This is a genomic window from Exilibacterium tricleocarpae, from assembly GCF_007004655.1.
GTDB classification, from domain to species: Bacteria; Pseudomonadota; Gammaproteobacteria; order Pseudomonadales; family Cellvibrionaceae; genus Exilibacterium; species Exilibacterium tricleocarpae.
Genome location: NZ_ML660091.1, coordinates 315,696 through 332,669, shown reverse-complemented (window position 1 = coordinate 332,669; position 16,974 = coordinate 315,696). Strand labels below are relative to the sequence as shown.

Annotated in this window: 15 protein-coding genes; 10 read left to right on the top strand and 5 right to left on the bottom strand. The window is 58.1% G+C overall.

All coding sequences use genetic code 11. The features are described 5' to 3' along the window. Positions 1–72 precede the first annotated feature (72 nt). Positions 73–1,491 (top strand): Si-specific NAD(P)(+) transhydrogenase, encoded by a 1,419-nt coding sequence (gene sthA, locus FKG94_RS09640; protein ID WP_142904003.1) that lies wholly within the window; start codon positions 73–75, stop codon positions 1,489–1,491. A gap of 107 nt (positions 1,492–1,598) precedes the next feature. Here sthA and FKG94_RS09635 read toward each other — a convergent pair whose 3' ends face one another. Both FKG94_RS09635 and FKG94_RS09630 read right to left on the bottom strand, forming a co-directional pair. Continuing rightward, positions 1,599–1,910 carry a hypothetical protein gene (locus tag FKG94_RS09635; RefSeq protein ID WP_142904002.1) on the bottom strand — a complete coding sequence of 104 codons (312 nt, stop codon included), beginning with the start codon at positions 1,908–1,910 and terminating at the stop codon, positions 1,599–1,601. Between the two features lie 68 nt (positions 1,911–1,978). Next, a complete protein-coding gene (locus FKG94_RS09630; protein WP_142904001.1) occupies positions 1,979–2,605 on the bottom strand; it encodes a PilZ domain-containing protein in 627 nt (208 codons plus the stop codon). Positions 2,606–2,852: 247 nt separating this feature from the next. On the opposite strand from FKG94_RS09630, the gene FKG94_RS09625 reads away from it, so the two are divergent. The 4 genes from FKG94_RS09625 to FKG94_RS09610 all read left to right on the top strand — a co-directional run bounded on the left by FKG94_RS09625 (position 2,853) and on the right by FKG94_RS09610 (position 8,307). Further along, positions 2,853–4,106 carry a lipoprotein-releasing ABC transporter permease subunit gene (locus FKG94_RS09625; protein WP_142904000.1) on the top strand — a complete coding sequence of 418 codons (1,254 nt, stop codon included), beginning with the start codon at positions 2,853–2,855 and terminating at the stop codon, positions 4,104–4,106. Positions 4,107–4,537: 431 nt separating this feature from the next. Further along, positions 4,538–5,248 (top strand): lipoprotein-releasing ABC transporter ATP-binding protein LolD, encoded by a 711-nt coding sequence (gene lolD / locus FKG94_RS09620; RefSeq protein WP_142903999.1) that lies wholly within the window; start codon positions 4,538–4,540, stop codon positions 5,246–5,248. A 15-nt stretch (positions 5,249–5,263) separates the two neighbouring features. After that, positions 5,264–6,496 carry a lipoprotein-releasing ABC transporter permease subunit gene (locus FKG94_RS09615; protein ID WP_142903998.1) on the top strand — a complete coding sequence of 411 codons (1,233 nt, stop codon included), beginning with the start codon at positions 5,264–5,266 and terminating at the stop codon, positions 6,494–6,496. Between the two features lie 200 nt (positions 6,497–6,696). After that, a complete protein-coding gene (locus FKG94_RS09610; RefSeq protein ID WP_142903997.1) occupies positions 6,697–8,307 on the top strand; it encodes a S41 family peptidase in 1,611 nt (536 codons plus the stop codon). Between the two features lie 332 nt (positions 8,308–8,639). Here FKG94_RS09610 and FKG94_RS09605 read toward each other — a convergent pair whose 3' ends face one another. Then, positions 8,640–9,173 (bottom strand): DUF2062 domain-containing protein, encoded by a 534-nt coding sequence (locus FKG94_RS09605; protein ID WP_142903996.1) that lies wholly within the window; start codon positions 9,171–9,173, stop codon positions 8,640–8,642. Between the two features lie 337 nt (positions 9,174–9,510). Here FKG94_RS09605 and FKG94_RS09600 point away from each other — a divergent pair, with 337 nt between their 5' ends. From FKG94_RS09600 to FKG94_RS09580, 5 genes are all read left to right on the top strand, one after another. Continuing rightward, positions 9,511–10,278, top strand: a complete 768-nt coding sequence (locus FKG94_RS09600; RefSeq protein ID WP_142903995.1) for a GntR family transcriptional regulator — start codon at positions 9,511–9,513, stop codon at positions 10,276–10,278. Continuing rightward, positions 10,275–11,165 (top strand): methylisocitrate lyase, encoded by an 891-nt coding sequence (prpB, locus tag FKG94_RS09595; RefSeq protein ID WP_142903994.1) that lies wholly within the window; start codon positions 10,275–10,277, stop codon positions 11,163–11,165. The genes FKG94_RS09600 and prpB overlap by 4 nt, the downstream gene beginning before the upstream one ends. 90 nt (positions 11,166–11,255) lie before the next feature. Next, on the top strand, positions 11,256–12,380 hold the full coding sequence (gene prpC, locus FKG94_RS09590; RefSeq protein ID WP_142903993.1) for a bifunctional 2-methylcitrate synthase/citrate synthase: 1,125 nt from the start codon (positions 11,256–11,258) through the stop codon (positions 12,378–12,380). Between the two features lie 78 nt (positions 12,381–12,458). Continuing rightward, complete coding sequence (locus FKG94_RS09585) at positions 12,459–13,943, top strand: bifunctional 2-methylcitrate dehydratase/aconitate hydratase (RefSeq protein WP_142903992.1); 1,485 nt, start codon at positions 12,459–12,461, stop codon at positions 13,941–13,943. Between the two features lie 323 nt (positions 13,944–14,266). Next, the gene (locus FKG94_RS09580) at positions 14,267–15,373 is read left to right on the top strand and encodes a M14 family metallopeptidase (RefSeq protein ID WP_142903991.1); all 1,107 of its coding nucleotides are present in this window, start codon (positions 14,267–14,269) and stop codon (positions 15,371–15,373) included. Between the two features lie 155 nt (positions 15,374–15,528). Here the strand turns inward: FKG94_RS09580 and FKG94_RS09575 are convergent, their stop codons facing one another. Together FKG94_RS09575 and FKG94_RS09570 are read right to left on the bottom strand one after the other, a co-directional pair. After that, entirely contained in the window at positions 15,529–16,398 is an 870-nt protein-coding gene (locus FKG94_RS09575) for a hypothetical protein (protein ID WP_142903990.1), read from the bottom strand. 94 nt (positions 16,399–16,492) lie between these two features. After that, a complete protein-coding gene (locus FKG94_RS09570; protein WP_142903989.1) occupies positions 16,493–16,948 on the bottom strand; it encodes a flavodoxin family protein in 456 nt (151 codons plus the stop codon). Positions 16,949–16,974 lie beyond the last annotated feature (26 nt).

Genomic DNA, 16,974 nt, shown 5'->3' with positions numbered 1-16,974 from the left:
AAAAATTTGGAGAGCCCGTGATCACAGAGGATATGGCTGAAGCTGGAGTAAGCGGAGAGGGTACGAGCGCCAATGGCCGACTATAGCGGCAGCCCCGCATACAACTACGACGTCCTGGTTGTCGGTTCGGGTCCGGCGGGAGAGGGCGCCGCCATGGCCTCGGTAAAAAACGGCCTGCGGGTGGCAGTGGTGGAGGACCGGCCGCTGGTGGGCGGCAGTTGTGCCCACAAAGGCACTATTCCCTCCAAGGCGCTGCGTCATGCGGTCAAGCAGATTAGCCGTTTCAACGGCAACCCGTTGTTTCGGACCGTCGGCGATACCCGCTGGCTGAAGTTTCCCCAGGTGTTGAAAGCAGCGGTGCGGGTGATTCCCAAACAAGTGGCGCTGCACTCCGAATTCTATGCGCGCAACCGCGTAAAACTTTATATCGGCGGGGCCCGCTTTGTCGATGCTCACACCCTCGAGCTGCAACTCCCCGACGGCGGCACCGAGACGGTGACCGCAGCAAACATCATTATCGCCACCGGTTCACGGCCCTATCATCCCGACGATGTGAATTTCAAGAACCGTCGCATTTACGACAGTGACACCATACTGGATATGCAGCACACGCCCCGGCATCTGATTATTTACGGTGCCGGCGTGATCGGTTGTGAGTACGCCTCTATCTTTGCCGGATTGGGGATCAAGGTCGATCTGATCAACAGCCGCGAGCGGCTGTTGACGTTTCTCGACGATGAAATATCCGATGCGCTGAGCTATCACCTGCGCGAGATCGGTGTGATGGTCCGCCATTGCGAAGAGTATGAAGCGGTAAATGCCGATAAACACAGTGTGACCCTGCAACTGCAGTCCGGTAAACGCCTGCGCGCCGATGCCCTGCTGTGGTGTAACGGCCGCACCGGCAACACCGAAAAGCTGGGGCTGGATAATATCGATCTCAAGGCCGACCACCGCGGCCAGTTGCGGGTTAACCAAACCTACCAGACAGATGTCGAACATGTCTACGCGGTGGGCGATGTGATCGGCTGGCCGAGTCTGGCCAGCGCCTCCTATGACCAGGGTCGCAGTGCCGCGGCGGCGATACTCAAGCAGCCCTGCCGCTACGTGGAGGATGCTCCCACCGGTATTTATACGCTGCCGGAAATCAGTTCGATCGGCCAGACTGAAAGTCAACTCACCGCCGCCCGGGTGCCTTACGAAGTCGGCAGGGCGTTTTTCAAAAATACCGCGCGGGCGCAAATCAGTGGTGAAGATGTCGGTATGTTGAAGTTACTGTTCCATATCGATACCTGGGAAATCCTGGGGATTCACTGTTTCGGCGCCGAGGCCTCGGAGATCATCCACATTGGCCAGGCCATTATGGCGCAGGCGGGTGAGGCTAACGATATTCGCTATTTCGTGAATACCACGTTTAACTATCCGACCATGGCAGAAGCTTACCGGGTAGCGGCGTTGGATGGCGTGAATCGAGTGAATCGGTTGCAGTGAGTGTAGCTGGGGTTTAGTTTCCCCCGGTGGCACGGTGCGGGGACGTAACTTTAGTTGCGTCCCCGCACCGTGCCACCGGAGGAGTAGTGTCTGTAAGAGATGGCTCCTTACTGTGTCTGAGCCTCGCTCGACAGATGCTTCAGCACGGTGTGAATAACATGTTCGTACTCGAAGTAGACCACGAACTCGTTATACACCCAACTGGAAATCGGCGGATCACCGGTGGGATCATTCCACACCTGGGGGCGGCCAAACAGCGCTTCGACCTGCTGCTTGTTCATACCCTTTACCGGCCGGTCCAGCGACCACTTTTCCTGGGCCTGCTGCCCCACCGGAATTTCGATGGTCTCTGCCGTTACTGCCGCGCTGCCGGCCAGTATTGCGGCCAGTAGCAGGTTGGTACCTATGCGTTTGTTCACTGTTACCCTGTGCCTCCCATTGCTCGGCTTTTTATCTAACTCGCCATAAAACTGCTCGATAAACCCACCTAGTCAGACGCCTGCTGCCGGCGTTTTGCCTGTAACTGCGCCTGCATAATCTGCCTCGACAATACCTGCGCCTGCGCCTCCTGTACCCGCAAGAACTTGGCCACCAAGTGGTGGTGGTCGTCCGCTGTGGTTTCGCTGCGAATCACCTGCGCAAAGAGTACCACGCTCGTATAGCTGGGTAAAAACATCATACGCAGCGCGACAAAACTGCCTTTGTAAAGCGGCTTGTTGGTGGCAAAGGCAATACCCCCCTCACTGAGGTTGACACTAGTGGTGCGCACCGGCTGCTGTTGCGTCTCCCCCAGCAGAATATGCTGGGTCAGCAGCTCGAGTTTTTTGTTCAGATTGCTCAGATAGTCTGCGATTTGCCGATTATTTTCTGTGATGGAGTGCAATAATTGGCCTGATTCACTGTCGAGTCGGCGCAGACCGGACAGGAGATCGGTCAGTCGCGATGCCGGGAACAGGTCGGTGCTGTCCCCGCCTTTGGCGATGTCGGCACTGACCGCGCTATAGTCCAGCACGATATCCTGGTTGATGCGAAAGAAGCTGCGCCGCTCGGAGGTTTTACCGGCGCCGGTTGCGGGTGGGGGAGTGTCGTTTGGATTATTATTTTTCTCACTCATGGTCAACTTGTGTCCTTTGCTCGAGCCCCGGGGCTGTCTGCCCGGCTGCCGTATCAAGGCCGCGCAAACCGCGGCGCCGGCGGCGAGGGATATAAAAGAAAGTAGCGCATTAAGAATAGTCTAACAACACGGTTGCCGGTGTCCGCAGGCTCGGCGGTCGTGGCTCGATATCAATAAAAAACATGAATTTTCAATCCCTTAGCGAGCCGTGGTGGATTTAGCGGGGCAATTTAGGTTTAATGCGCAGATGCACAGTTCCGTACCCTTATTTATCGGTTTGCGTTACACGCGTTCAAAGCGTCGCAATCAGTTTATTTCCTTTGTCAGCGGGTTTTCCCTGTTTGGGATGGCGATCGGGGTGTTTGCCCTGATTGTGGTCCTGTCGGTGATGAACGGTTTTGACCGGGAACTGAAAAACCGTATTCTGAGTGTGATTCCTCACGGGTTTATCGATCAAACGCCGCGCTTGTCGGACTGGTCCGGGCTGGCTGACCGGGTCGCGGCACACCCGGAAGTGGTGGCCGCGGCGCCTTATATCGCCGGTTTCGGTCTGATCTCAAGGGATTACGGTGTGCAGGGGGTCAGTATTCAGGGCATACTGCCGGCGGCCCAGGGCCAGGTGTCGGTAATCGGCCGGCATATGGTGTTGGGGGCGGTGGAGGATTTGCAGCCGGGCCAGTACGGTATCGTCCTCGGCAACCTGCTGGCCCGCTATCTGGGCGTGGCGCGCGGCGACAAGGTGGCGCTGACACTGCCGGAAATTACGCTGACTCCGGCCGGGGCGTTTCCGCGTATGAAGCGCTTTACGGTGGTTGGGGTGTTTGAGGTGGGTGCCCAGGTCGATCAGAACCTGGTGATGATCCATCTGGCCGATGCACAAAAACTCTACCGTTACGGCGACGGGGTGCAGGGGTTGCAGCTCAAGGTGGACGATATTTACCGGGCCGGGCCGGTAGTCGCGGAACTGTCGCAGGCGCTGTCGGCCGAGGGCGCCGGCCGTTATGTCAGTAAAGACTGGAGTCGCACCCAGGGCAGCCTGTTTCAGGCGGTGAAGATGGAAAAGACGGTGATTACCGTGCTGTTGATGATTATCGTGGCGGTGGCGGCGTTCAATATTGTCACCAGCCTGGTATTGATGGTGGCGGACAAACGCAGTGATATTGCGGTGCTGCGCACCCTGGGTCTGTCGTCGCGTCAGGTGATGGCGATTTTCATCGTCCAAGGCAGCGCAGTGGGTGTGATTGGTGTGGTGATCGGGGCTGTGCTGGGCACGCTGGCGGCGCACTTTGTCGGGGACTTAGCCAATTGGCTGGAGCGGATACTGGGTTTGAGCGTGTTTGATCCGAACGTTTATTTTATTAGTCGGTTGCCGTCGCAGTGGCGCCTGGCCGATGCGGTTCTGATTGCCGGTTGTGGTTTGGTGATCAGTGTGTTGGCGACGTTGTATCCGGCGTTTCGGGCTTCGCGGATAGAGCCGGCTGAGGCGTTGCGGTATGAGTGAGGGGCGCTATGTCTAATGGCACTCGCCTCAGGTGCCTGCTTTTGGTGGTTCTTTAGCAAAAAGCGGTTAAGGGGACGGAGGGAATGGCACTTCCTTAAGCAAATGTGTGCCAACTGACCGGTCTGGCTCTGGCTAGGGCCTTCAGAAACACGTCGTGAACCCGTCAGTTTAAGGGGACGGAGGGATTATTTTTGGTTAAGGGGACGGAGGGATTATTTTTTATTCCCTCCGTCCCCTTAACCGTATTCCCTCCGTCCCCTTAACCGAACCGTCCCTTAACCGGTGCCGCCGGAGGCGGTGCCCTTAAAAAAGGGAGTGGCACCATTCTAAGGGGACGCAACTGAAGTTACGTCCCCGCACCGTGCCGCTGGGAGAGGTGCCCTTAAAAGAGGGGAGTGCACCCGGTTGAGCGCGTACTAAACGGAAACCAGATGAATCAGAAACCTATGCAGTTAGAAGTATTGTCGTGCCGGCAATTGAGTAAAACCTATACCCAGGGGCCGCAGGATGTGGTCGTGCTCGACAATGTCGACTTTGCCGTTGCCGCCGGTGAGAAAGTGGCTATCGTGGGCGCCTCCGGTGCCGGTAAATCCACGTTACTGAACCTGCTGGGCGGGCTCGATAAACCCAGCGGCGGCGAAGTTCTGGTCAGGGGACAGGCCTTCTCTTCTCTCACCGACAATCAGCGCGGCGCCATCCGCAACAGTGATCTGGGTTTCGTCTACCAGTTCCACCACTTACTGGGCGAGTTCACCGCGCTCGAAAATGTCTGCATGCCACTGCTGATCGGCAAAGTAACGCCTGCCACCGCTCGCCAGCGCGCCACTGAGATGTTGGCCCTGGTGGGGCTGGCGCCACGCCTGAGCCACAAACCCGCCGAGTTGTCCGGTGGGGAGCGCCAGCGGGTGGCCATCGCCCGCGCCCTGGTGAACCGGCCGGCCTGTGTGTTGATGGACGAGCCCACCGGTAACCTGGACAGCCATACGGCCCAGTCGATTCAACGATTGATGGACGATCTCAACCGCGAACTCAACACCAGTTTCATTGTGGTGACCCACGACGAACGTTTCGCCAGTAACATGCACCGGGTTTTACATCTGGAGAACGGGTGTCTGGGCGCCCGTCACCCGGCACCGGCATGAGCTGCGGAGGGGCAGGTGTTTAATCCGTTTCCACTGTTTATCGGGTTGCGCTACACCGGTTCGCGACGCCGCAACCAACTGGTTTCATTTATCTCCGGTATCTCCATTGCCGGTCTGGTCTTGGGGGTCGGTCTGTTGATCGTGGTGTTGTCGGTTATGAACGGCTTCGAGCGGGAGCTGCGCGAGCGAATTCTGGGCATTGTGCCCCAGGCTGCCGTCTATCACCGCGAGGGCGTGGCGGACTGGGAGGCCCTGCGACGCCAGGTGCTGGCGCAACCGGCGATTGTCGATGCGGCACCCTTTGTGCAACTACAGGGCATGGTGGCCCATCGCCGCAAGGCCACACCGGTGTTGCTTTACGGTGTGGACCCGGTGCGCGAGGCGGCTATATCCGTGGTGGAAAATTATCTGGACCCGGGACTGCTAAGTCGTCTGGAAAGCGACGGCGGCGTGATTCTGGGCGCGGGGGTGGCGGCGGAACTGAGTGCCGGTATCGACCAGCGGGTGAACCTGTTTGTGCCGGCATTTGGTGGTCAAAGCCGGACTCCCAAAGTGCTGGCACTGCCGGTGTTGGGAATACTGGAGTCCGGCACCGAGTTGGACAACAGTCTGGCACTGGTAAGTCTCGCCACCGCCTCGCAATTGTCGTCGTTTCCCGGCCGGGTTTCCGGCCTGCGGCTGCGTGTCGATAATCTGTTTCAGGCCGCCGTCACCATTCGCGATCTGGTGCGCAGTCTACCCGCCGGTTACTACGGGTCGGACTGGACCCGCACGCACGGCAATCTCTATCATGCGATTCAAATCTCCAAAAACCTGGTGGGATTACTGCTGCTTTTGATCATCGCCATTGCCGCCTTTAATGTGGTATCGACACTGGTCATGGTGGTGGTCGATAAACACGGTGATATTGCTATTTTGCGTACCCTCGGCGCCAGTAGCGGTGAAATCATGGCGGTGTTTATGGTACAGGGCAGCCTGATTGGCCTGGTCGGTACCGTGCTTGGGGTCGCGGTTGGCTTGGGGCTGTCGCTGTGCGTGCAGGACCTGGTGGCCTGGCTCGAGCAGGTGTTGAGTATCCAGTTTCTAAAATCCGATGTGTATCCCATCAGCTATCTGCCGGCAGAAATTCGCGCCGCCGACAGCGTTTTGGTGGCGGTGACTGCGTTGTCGATGAGTTTTATCGCCACGCTCTACCCGGCCTGGCGCGCCAGCAAAGTCAATCCGGCGGAGTCGTTGCGCTACGAATAACCCGCTGATTGTCACGTGTCTTATCAGTCACTCATACCGCTACCACCGAGGCGTCTATCGCCAACGGGTCTGTCACAAACCGTCACTAAAACCCCACTGATCATGACGGTCTCCCTGCCTACACTGGCGTCTTTCTGCAGGTAGCCGGGTTCTGTGGACCCGCGCCTCAATCGTATTACTAACAGTTCGAGGAAAGCGCTATGGGTACTCCGCGCCATTATTGTTACCGTTATTTGTCCTGGTTGATGTTATCGGCGGTGGTTGGCATTGCCGGCTGCGGCGACGGCGACAAGGATATTATTAATAAACTGACCGTTAAAAAAAATGGCGACGGCAGCGGCCGGGTAGTCAGTTCACCGCGGGGCATTAGCTGTGGCAACGATTGCTCGTACTATTATGCCGATGACAAGCGGGTAACACTGACGGCGAACGCGGCGGAGGGGTCCGTGTTTGCCGGTTGGGACCACGACGACTGCACCGGCACCGGTGTCTGTGTGGTCACGCTGGATGAATCCACTCGCGTGACAGCCAAATTCGATCGCAGCCTGGCCGGTGTCTGGGAGGTCAAGGGCAACGGTTTTGCTGTCGAGGTCAATGCGGCGGGAACGGCCTATGACTGGTATGAGTTTACGCCGCTCAGCCGACTGCGGGTCGGGCAGGGCACGATTGCTGACGGCAATATGTACTACCGCGACAATGTGGCGATCAGTTTTGCCGAAATGCTCGCGTTGTCGGAGGAGGCCGCCGCGCTGCCGGTGGCGGATGTTACCGGCCCGACCACCGACCCGGAAGTGAACTTTGAAATCTTCTGGCAGACATTCGAACAGTACTACGCGTTTTTTGATTTGCTGGAGGGCACTTCCTGGCAGGCGCTATACGATCAATACCGCCCGCAGATCGACCAGCACACTACTGCGGACGCTTTGTGGAGTGTGCTGGCCGCCATGATTGCCGAACTCAATGACGGTCATACACGGCTGTATGATTTTGCCGGCGAAAGAGTTGCGGTATCGCGAGATGTCGCGACTGCGCCGTCGCGCTGGATGATGGAAAACCAGGAGGCTTATCAGGGTGTTATCGCAGCGTATCTGGATAGTTTTGATGCCGATACTAACGTGCTTGGCAACGGCAATGTGGTGATAGGCACTGTCGATGAACGCATCGGTTACCTGAATATTTTTGCTTACGATGGTTACGCCGATACGCCCTTGGCGCCGTTTGAGTTTTCGCTGTTGTACCTGCTCAGTGCCGGGCGCAGGGATATCGAACCCTACGCCGATATGCTGGATACGGTGTTTAGCCGATTTGCGGATATGGATGCCCTGGTTATTGATTTGCGTTTTAATATTGGTGGTTCGGGGGATCTGACTAAGATGCTCGCCGGGCGCCTGACTGAAGAGCGGTTTCTCGCCCTGTCACATCGGGTGCGCGACGGTGGTTATGACGATTACCATGCGCCGGTGTCGCATTATATCGAGCCGGAGGCAGTGGCTTTCCTGGATAAGCCTGTGATTGTGTTGACCAGCAGCAATACGGTCAGTGCCGGGGATTGGCAGACGCTGATTTTGAAGTCGCTGCCGAATGTGACGGTCATGGGTGAGAAGACCTTCGGTATTTTTTCGGAGGGAATTCCAAGGCAGTTGCCCAACGGGTGGCAGTTCACGCTTTCCACTCAGCGGATTTACTCGGCCGAGGGGGAGTTTTTTGAGCAGAGAGGGATAGCGCCGGATATTGCGGTGACGCCCGATGCGGACCTGTTGGAGAGTGGACGGGATAATATGTTGGAGGCTGCGTTACAACGGTTGCGATAGGAGGCGCCGGGTCAATGGATTGGCTGGCTTGTTAGAAGGTCTTGTTATTGGCTGGGATTTTGGGGCGTGCCACCCGGCACGGGCCGCGCCGGTACAGGGTATTTTTCAGCCTTCCGGAACCGCGACCTCTGCCATCGGGCACTGCCTGCTACTACACCCTACTGTTGGCACGGGGTTGAAGTGTGGGGCTGAAAAACACCCTGCACCACCCCGTCCCTGATTGGGCAGATTGCTGCGAGTTAAAACCTCGATGGTGCCAGCGGACTAGGTTCACTTCCGGTGTGAACCGATCAGGGTGGCAAGGTCTTATACAGCTTGGACGGTGCAAGCCCTTAGCGATTCTCCCTGGTATCATTACGCATCTGCTGGCGCTTGCGCCAGTTGCTCACCACATGCCAGCGCCAGAACAGTTGCATGGTCACATAGCCCAAGGTGCCAAAAAATATCCCCGACAACAGCGATCCCACCAATAGCGGCTGCCAAAGTTTTACCAGTTTGGTGGTCACCCATTCCCAGGACAACTCAATGGAAAACTGGATTTCCGGCGTTTGTAAAATCCAGCGGCCAAGTTCGTAGGTAGCGAAAAAAATCGGCGGAATGGTCACAGGGTTGCTGATCCAGACCAACGCCACCGCCAGCGGCAGGTTGCAGCGCACCAGCAACGCGGCGATGGCGGCGATAGGCATTTGCCCGGGTATAGGGAGAAACGCGCAAAAAACGCCGACAAAAAATGCCACCGATACCGAGTGCCGATTGAGGTGAAACAGGTTGGGGTCGTGACGCAAATCTCCCAGAAAGTGCAGGGAGGGGTTCTTCTTTACATTCGTCGGGTCCGGCATCCAACGCTTGAGCAGCTTTCGGGCCATGCGTATTTGTCACTAACTTCTCATCGAAGGCCGGCATTATGCCTGTAAATGCCGCTTGGCTCCACCAGCGCCACCGCAGTTTGACCGCAATATATGACAGGTAGAGGCCGCCCCCTCCATGCCCGGGATAGCGACCTCTCTAATACCTGAGATGACGGCTCACCTAAACCTAAATAGACAAGCACTATAAGAGGGCGATTGCTAAGATTGTCGACATATAAAGGACTTTGTCGATTGACTGGAGTCTATATTGGCAATAGAATGGCTGCGCTTTTCCAGATTGTCGACAATTTAAACGCCGAAAGGGAAGTTTAAACCTATTTCCACAACCACTGAAATGCAGCAATCTGTGTCCGCCGACAGCGCCGTACCCGGGTCGCCGGTGACTATTGCCGACAAGGTCTTTGAGCAGATCGTCAGGGCCATAGTCGAAGGTGAGATCGCCGCCGGCAGCAAAATCAGTGAGCCGGAGCTGGCCAGGGCCTACGGTATCAGCCGCGGTCCTTTGCGCGAAGCCCTAAGCCGCCTGGAAGCCTGCCGCCTGATTGTGCGCAAACCGAATGTCGGTGCCCGGGTGATCGTGCTGAACACCACCGAACTGTTGGAACTCTATCTCGTGCGCGAGGCGCTGGAGGGCATGGCCTGCCGGCTCGCGGCCGAGCATATGAGCCAGGGAGAGATCGACGAGCTGCGGCGCCTGCTCGAGGCGCATATGCAAAATGCTGACTTACAGGAAGGGCGCGCCTATTTTCAGAAAGAGGGGGATCTGGATTTCCACTACCGGATCGTGCAGGGTTCCAACAATGCCAAACTGATCGGCCTGCTGTGCCATGACCTCTACCACCTGGTACGGTTTTACCGCTACCAGTTCGGCATGCCCAGTCCCCGCGCCCGCCGCGCCTTCAGTGAGCACAGCCAGATTATCGACGCCATCGAGGACGGGGACGGCGAACTGGCGGAAATACTGATGCGACGCCATATCCGTGCCTCCCGGCAAAATATCGAAAAACGCCTGCAATCCGACCCGCCCGCCGACGCCGCCCGCCTCGCGGACAGCGCACGGCCGGCCGGGCCCCGCAATGATCACAGAGGACTCGCTCAATGACACAACCGCTCAGCCCCGGCGCCAGGTTTCGACTGGCCCTGCGCAATAACAAACCCCTCCAGGTCGTGGGGGCCGTCAATGCCTACGCCGCCATGATGGCGCAGGCTATCGGCCACCAGGCCATCTACCTGTCGGGCGGCGGTGTCGCCAACGCATCCTACGGACTGCCCGACCTGGGTATGACGTCGTTAAACGATGTGCTCGAGGACGTGCGGCGCATTACCGCCGCCACGCCACTGCCGTTGCTGGTGGATATCGATACCGGCTGGGGCGGTGCGTTCAATATTGCCAAAACCATTCGCGATATGGAGAAGGCCGGCGCGGCAGCGGTACATATCGAGGACCAAGTGGCGCAGAAACGCTGTGGTCACCGGCCCAACAAGGAAATTGTCAGTCAGGCGGAAATGGTGGATCGGGTCAAAGCGGCGGTGGATGCCCGCACCGACAGCGACTTCTTTATCATGGCGCGCACCGACGCCTTTGCCCAGGAGGGACTGGAGAAGGCAGTGGAGCGGGCCCGCGCCTGTGTCGAGGCCGGTGCCGACGGCATCTTTGCCGAGGCCGTTACCGAAGAGCCGCACTACCGGGCGTTTCGCGCGGCGCTGGATGTGCCGCTGCTGGCCAATATGACGGAGTTTGGACAAACCCCGCTCTACCACAAGTCACAACTGGCGGACTGGGGTGTGGACCTGGTGCTCTACCCGCTGTCGGCGTTTCGCGCCATGAACAAAGCCGCCGAGCAGGTCTATAAAAACATTCTGGCGCAGGGTGACCAGACCGCAGTGGTTGACACCATGCAGACCCGCATGGAACTCTACGATTATCTCGGTTACCACGCCTATGAAGAAAAGCTCGACGAGCTGTTTTCCCAGGGTAAAAACAAGTAAACCCAATTAACAGGCTTCAGGGTCAGATCAAAGAATCCTGTTACAGCGCTTCATTCATACATTCAAACATTGACAGTCAGGAGAACTTCCATGGCAGAAAAACAACTCGGCGGCGCCGGTCTCAGAGGCCAGGTCGCAGGTAAAACGGCACTGTCCACCGTCGGCGTGTCCGGTTCGGGTTTAACCTATCTGGGCTATGACGTTAAGGACCTGGCAGAACACTGTGAGTTTGAGGAAGTCGCTTATCTTATCTTTTACGGCAAATTGCCCAACCGCGGTGAACTGGCCGACTACAAAGCACTGCTGAAAACCAAGCGCGGCTTGCCGGCGGCATTGCGCGAGGTGCTCGAGCGCATTCCCGCCGACGCCCATCCGATGGACGTGATGCGCACCGGCTGTTCCATGTTGGGCAACCTGGAAACCGAAGCGGATTTTTCCCAACAACTGGATCAGGCCAACCGGATGCTGGCGGCGTTTCCCAGTATCATCTGCTATTGGTACCGCTACAGTCACGACGGCGACCGCATCGAGACCGAAACCGACGACGACACGATCGGCGCGCATTTTCTGCACATGCTGCACGGGAAAAAGCCCAACGCACTGCATGAGCGGGTGATGAACGTGTCGTTGATTCTCTATGCCGAACACGAGTTCAACGCCTCGACCTTCACGGCCCGGGTCTGCGCCTCGACACTGTCGGACCTGCACAGTTGTGTGACCGGTGCCATCGGCTCGTTGCGCGGACCGCTGCACGGCGGCGCCAACGAGGCGGCCATGGCCATGATCCAGAACTGGACCTCGGTGGAAGAGGCCGAGGCCGGCATTATGGGCATGCTCGAGCGCAAGGAGAAGATTATGGGGTTCGGCCACGCCATCTATCGCGAATCCGATCCGCGCAACGAGATCATCAAAGGCTGGTCCGAGAAGCTGGCCAAGGAGGTGGGTGACGACGTGCTCTATCCGGTGTCAGTGCGCTGTGAAGAGGTTATGTGGCGGGAGAAAAAACTGTTTTGCAACGCCGACTTCTTTCACGCCTCGGCCTACCACTTTATGGGCATACCGACCAAATTGTTTACCCCGATTTTTGTCTGCTCGCGCTTGACGGGCTGGGCGGCGCATGTGTTCGAGCAGCGGGCCGACAACCGCATTATCCGCCCGTCTGCCGAGTACACCGGCGCAGACCTGCGCCCCGTGCCGCCGATCGAATCGCGCTGACGGCGGCCGCCGATCGCTATTCAAACCCCGTTGCACCGGAATTGTTGAACCCACAGTTAGAGGTTAGAAATCGTTACTATGAGTGCTAATGTTGATATCGCCAACCGTCCCGACTACGACCAGGTCATCCAGGATATTGCCGATTATGTGCTGAACTACAAGATTGAATCCCAGGAGGCGCTGGACACGGCGCGCAACTGCCTGATGGATACCCTGGGTTGCGGCCTGCTGGCGCTGCGGTTTCCCGAATGCACCAAACATCTGGGGCCGCTGGTGGACGGCACCCAGGTACCGCACGGCGCCCGTGTGCCCGGCACCCAGTTCCGGCTCGATCCGGTCAAGGCGGCCTGGGATATCGGCTGTATCATTCGCTGGCTCGACTACAATGACACCTGGCTGGCGGCAGAGTGGGGACATCCCTCAGATAACCTGGGCGGTATTCTCGCCGTCGCCGATTACCTGTCGCAGGTGCGGGTCGCGAACGGACAGGCGCCATTGACCATGCGCGATGTGTTGGAAAGCATGGTGATGGCCCACGAAATCCAGGGTGTGCTGGCACTGGAAAACTCGTTTAACCGGGTGGGCCTGTGTCATGTGCTGCTGGTGCGGGTGGCCTCGGTAGCGGTAGTGACGCGGCTGCTGGGCGGCGATCGGGAGCAGATCATGGCGGCGTTGAGCCAGGCCTGGGTCGACGGCTCGGCGCTGCGCACCTATCGCCACGCGCCCAATGCCGGCTCGCGCAAATCCTGGGCCGCCGGCGATGCCACCTCCCGGGCCGTGCGCCTGGCGGATATGTCGATGCGCGGTGAAATGGGTATTCCCGGCGTGCTGACGGCACCACAGTGGGGTTTCTACGACGTGTCTTTTTCCAAAACCAACGCCGATCAGCAGGTAAAAGCCGAAGCGGACCGCGTCTTCAAGTTCCAGCGCGACTACAGCACCTATGTGATGGAAAATGTACTGTTCAAAATTTCCTTCCCGGCCGAGTTCCATTCGCAAACCGCCTGTGAGGCCGCCGTTACTTTGCACCCGCAGGTGAAAGACCGCCTGGCCGATATCGATCGCATCGTTATCACTACCCACGAATCGGCCATTCGCATCATCTCCAAGGTGGGCACCCTAGCCAACCCGGCCGACCGGGATCACTGTCTTCAATATATGACGGCAGTGCCGCTGGCATTCGGCGATCTGGTGGCCGAGCACTATGAAGATGGTTTCCACGCCGCTAACCCGGTTATCGACGCGCTGCGCGAAAAAATGGAGGTCGTTGAAGACAAGCGCTACAGCGAGGAGTACCACGATCCCGACAAGCGCTCGATTGCCAACGCGTTGCAGGTCTTTTTCAAAGACGGGACCGCCACCGAAAAAGTCGAGGTGGAGTATCCCATCGGCCACCGCCGCCGCCGCGAAGAGGGTATTCCGGTGCTGGAGGAGAAGTTCAAGCGCAATCTGGCCACCCGCTTTCCGGCCGGACGCTGTGCGGCGATCTTTTCGCTTTGTAAGGATCAACAGGCACTGGAGGCGACACCGGTCAACGCGTTTATGGACTTGTTTGTTATTTAACCACCCGGCCTGGCGCCTGGTTGCCCACACGGGCGGCCGGGCCTCAAGCCAGACCGGCTCAGCCAAGTCGTGTTCTCTGTCATCTCCCCGCAATAGTGATGCTGCCCTGAGTGAGTTTCCACACGGCATTTGTCCGCGCTTGAGGTTGTGGCCTGTTAGCGGCTATAGTCTTGCCCCGGCAGTACCGAAGTTTACCGGGGTGAGGCGATCGTGAAAAATTACCCCTGTAACTGCCGGGGACAATTTGATTTTTTGCAATCCGTTTTGTTGCAGTTGTCTTTACTGTCCCGAACATCAATCCACAAATCCGGTAATCCCGTGTTATGAAAATCTCCAGTGATTTTACCAGTGGCAATATTCATTGTATCGCCGCGGCCGCGCCCGACAATATCCGCCTCAGTATCCTGCCCGACCACGACAGCAAGGAAATGCAGTGGTTTTATTTCTGCCTGACCGGGGCGGCGAACGCGTCCTGCCGCATGGTGATCGAAAATGCCGGGCAGGTATCCTACGTGGATGGGTTCCGGGACTATCACGCGGTTGCCTCCTACGATCAGGATACCTGGTTCAGGGTGCCGACCGATTTTGATGGCGAGTCCCTGACCATTCGTCATCAACCGACCCGGGACGAAGTTTATTACGCTTACTTTGCGCCTTATACGCTGGCGCAGCACCGCCAGCTTATCAACCGGGCCCGAGAATCCTCGCTGGTCAGTTATCAGAGTTTGGGAAAGACGCCCGACGGTCATGAGATCGAGTTGCTGACTGTCGGTGAGGCCGGCGCCGGTAAAAAAACCGCCTGGATCATCGCCCGGCAACACCCCGGCGAAACCATGGCCGAGTGGTGGATGGAGGGATGTATCGGGCGTTTGTTAGACAGCGACGACAGCGTGGCCGGTAAACTGTTGTCGCAATACGTTTTCTATCTGGTGCCGAATATGAATCCCGACGGCAGTGCCCGCGGCCATCTCAGAACCAATGCCTGCGGCCGCGATTTAAACCGCGCCTGGCTGGAACCAAGTGAAGCGGCGACACCGGAAGTTTTCGTCGTCAGGCAAAAGATGCAGCAGACCGGGGTGGATTTCTGTCTCGATGTGCACGGTGACGAGGCGCTGCCTTACAACTTTATCGCCGGCGCCGAAGGGGTCCCCGACTGGAGCCCGACCCGGCAGCAGGAACTCGATGGTTATCGCCATCACCTGGCTGAATTGAATCCCGAATTTCAAACCCGTTACGGTTACCCGGTCGCTGCGCCGGGGCAGGGTAACCTTAGTATGTGCACCAACTACATTGCCCAGCACTTCGGCTGCCTGGCGATGACGTTGGAAATGCCGTTTAAAGATGCCGCCAACGCGCCCGAGCCGCAACAGGGCTGGTCGCCGGCGCGCTGTAGAAAACTGGCTCGCAGCTGTTTGGAAGCCATGTTGTAAGCTAGTTATGTAATCGAGACTGTGCCACCCGCGCCGGGCGGCACCCCCTAAAACAACGCTTTTATCCCAACTTAACCCAAACACTAACCGCATCGGGTCACATGCGCTTGGAGGCAGCTCATCGAATTGAGCCGGGCTTGGCAAATGGCAGCGGTTCAGTGCAGGTGTTTGCGATCGTCGTCCAATCCTTTCCAGAAGGCATAAATCCCGTCGAGCATTTCGTAGCCTCTTGTCATATACAGTTGTTCGTCCAGGTTGTTGGTAAAGTAACTGTTCTCCAACTTTTCCTTATCATAGAAAGGCGTATCGTCGGCCAGCCGTTCGAACACGGCGGTCGGCAGGGACACACAACGGCTGGCCTGGTAGCGTGTCATGCCCTCGACCAGGTCGCGCCAGAAAACCGTCGTTGACCAGTTGTCGACGGCAAACGCCGCCGCCTCGGCGGTGGTGATATCGGTGCTGGCGTAAAGTCGCAGCAACTCGTCGCATAAAAACAGCGTGCCGGGAGTGCCCTGGTCGCGATGGCCGAGATCGCCACAGCTCAATCCCAGTTGTTCGGCCAGCGCTACCAGACCCTCGAACCGGCTGGTAGCGGGAGTGGCACTGACACCGGCATCACCGATCGACGGCGCGCCGGCGGGATGGGCCTTTGAATCTTCGCCCGGTACGCCCAACATCTCCAGCAATAGACACTGGCCGTCGCGCACCTGCTCTGCGGTGCCGGCATTGACGACCCGATGCGCGCGGGCGATCAGAAGCTGGTTGATTACCACCGAAAACTGCACCAAAAAGTGGCGCACTTGAGCATCGCGCAGGTCTGCCTGCCTGAACCAGGTCGTATAGGGATTGTTGGCGATTGCCGGGTGCGTCAGTAGTTCGGCCTCGATGCGGCGGTAGAAACGGATAAAGTCGTGGGCCTTATCGATACTGAAATTGCCGTCATAAAGATGTTTGAGGGTTTCGTCGGTCAGATCTTCCAGCGAGTGCCGGGTGGCGAATTGATGCATGACATCGGCGTATTGCATAACGGGACTCCACAGCGAGGTCCTGATGGCTTTTCAGCTTACACCAACGGGGAAGCCAGGCAACCGGAAATAGGGGGCGAGGCGGCGCCTGACGTCAAAAAATACCGAAGGCCAGGCCGGCGGCGAGAGTCAGCCCCAATTCCGAGGCTGCCGCCAGGTGCGCAGGGGTGATATCGCCTTTGGCAATGACCGGGTCGGCCACTTTTTTCATTGGATAGCCGCGCAGAATGCGGTCCATTTCCCGCACCGCCCCCGACCCGTCATTGCCGGCGGAGACAAACAGGGCGTAGGGCAATTGCAGGTCCAGCGGTTCGGCGTCGGTGTAGGTGCGATCGAAAAAATCCTTTATCGCGCCGCTCATATAGCCGAAGTTCTCCGGGGTGCCGAGCAGCAGCCCGTGACACCAGAGCAGATCGTCCAGCCCGGCATCAAAGGCCCGCAACAGCCGGGTCTCAGTGTCCGTCTCGGCACCGGCGCCGGCCAGCGCCGCTTCGGCCAACCTGGCGGTATTGCCGGTCTGGCTGTGATAGACGATCAACAGATGTTTCATAGCGGACCCGTCGGTGCAGCGGTCGG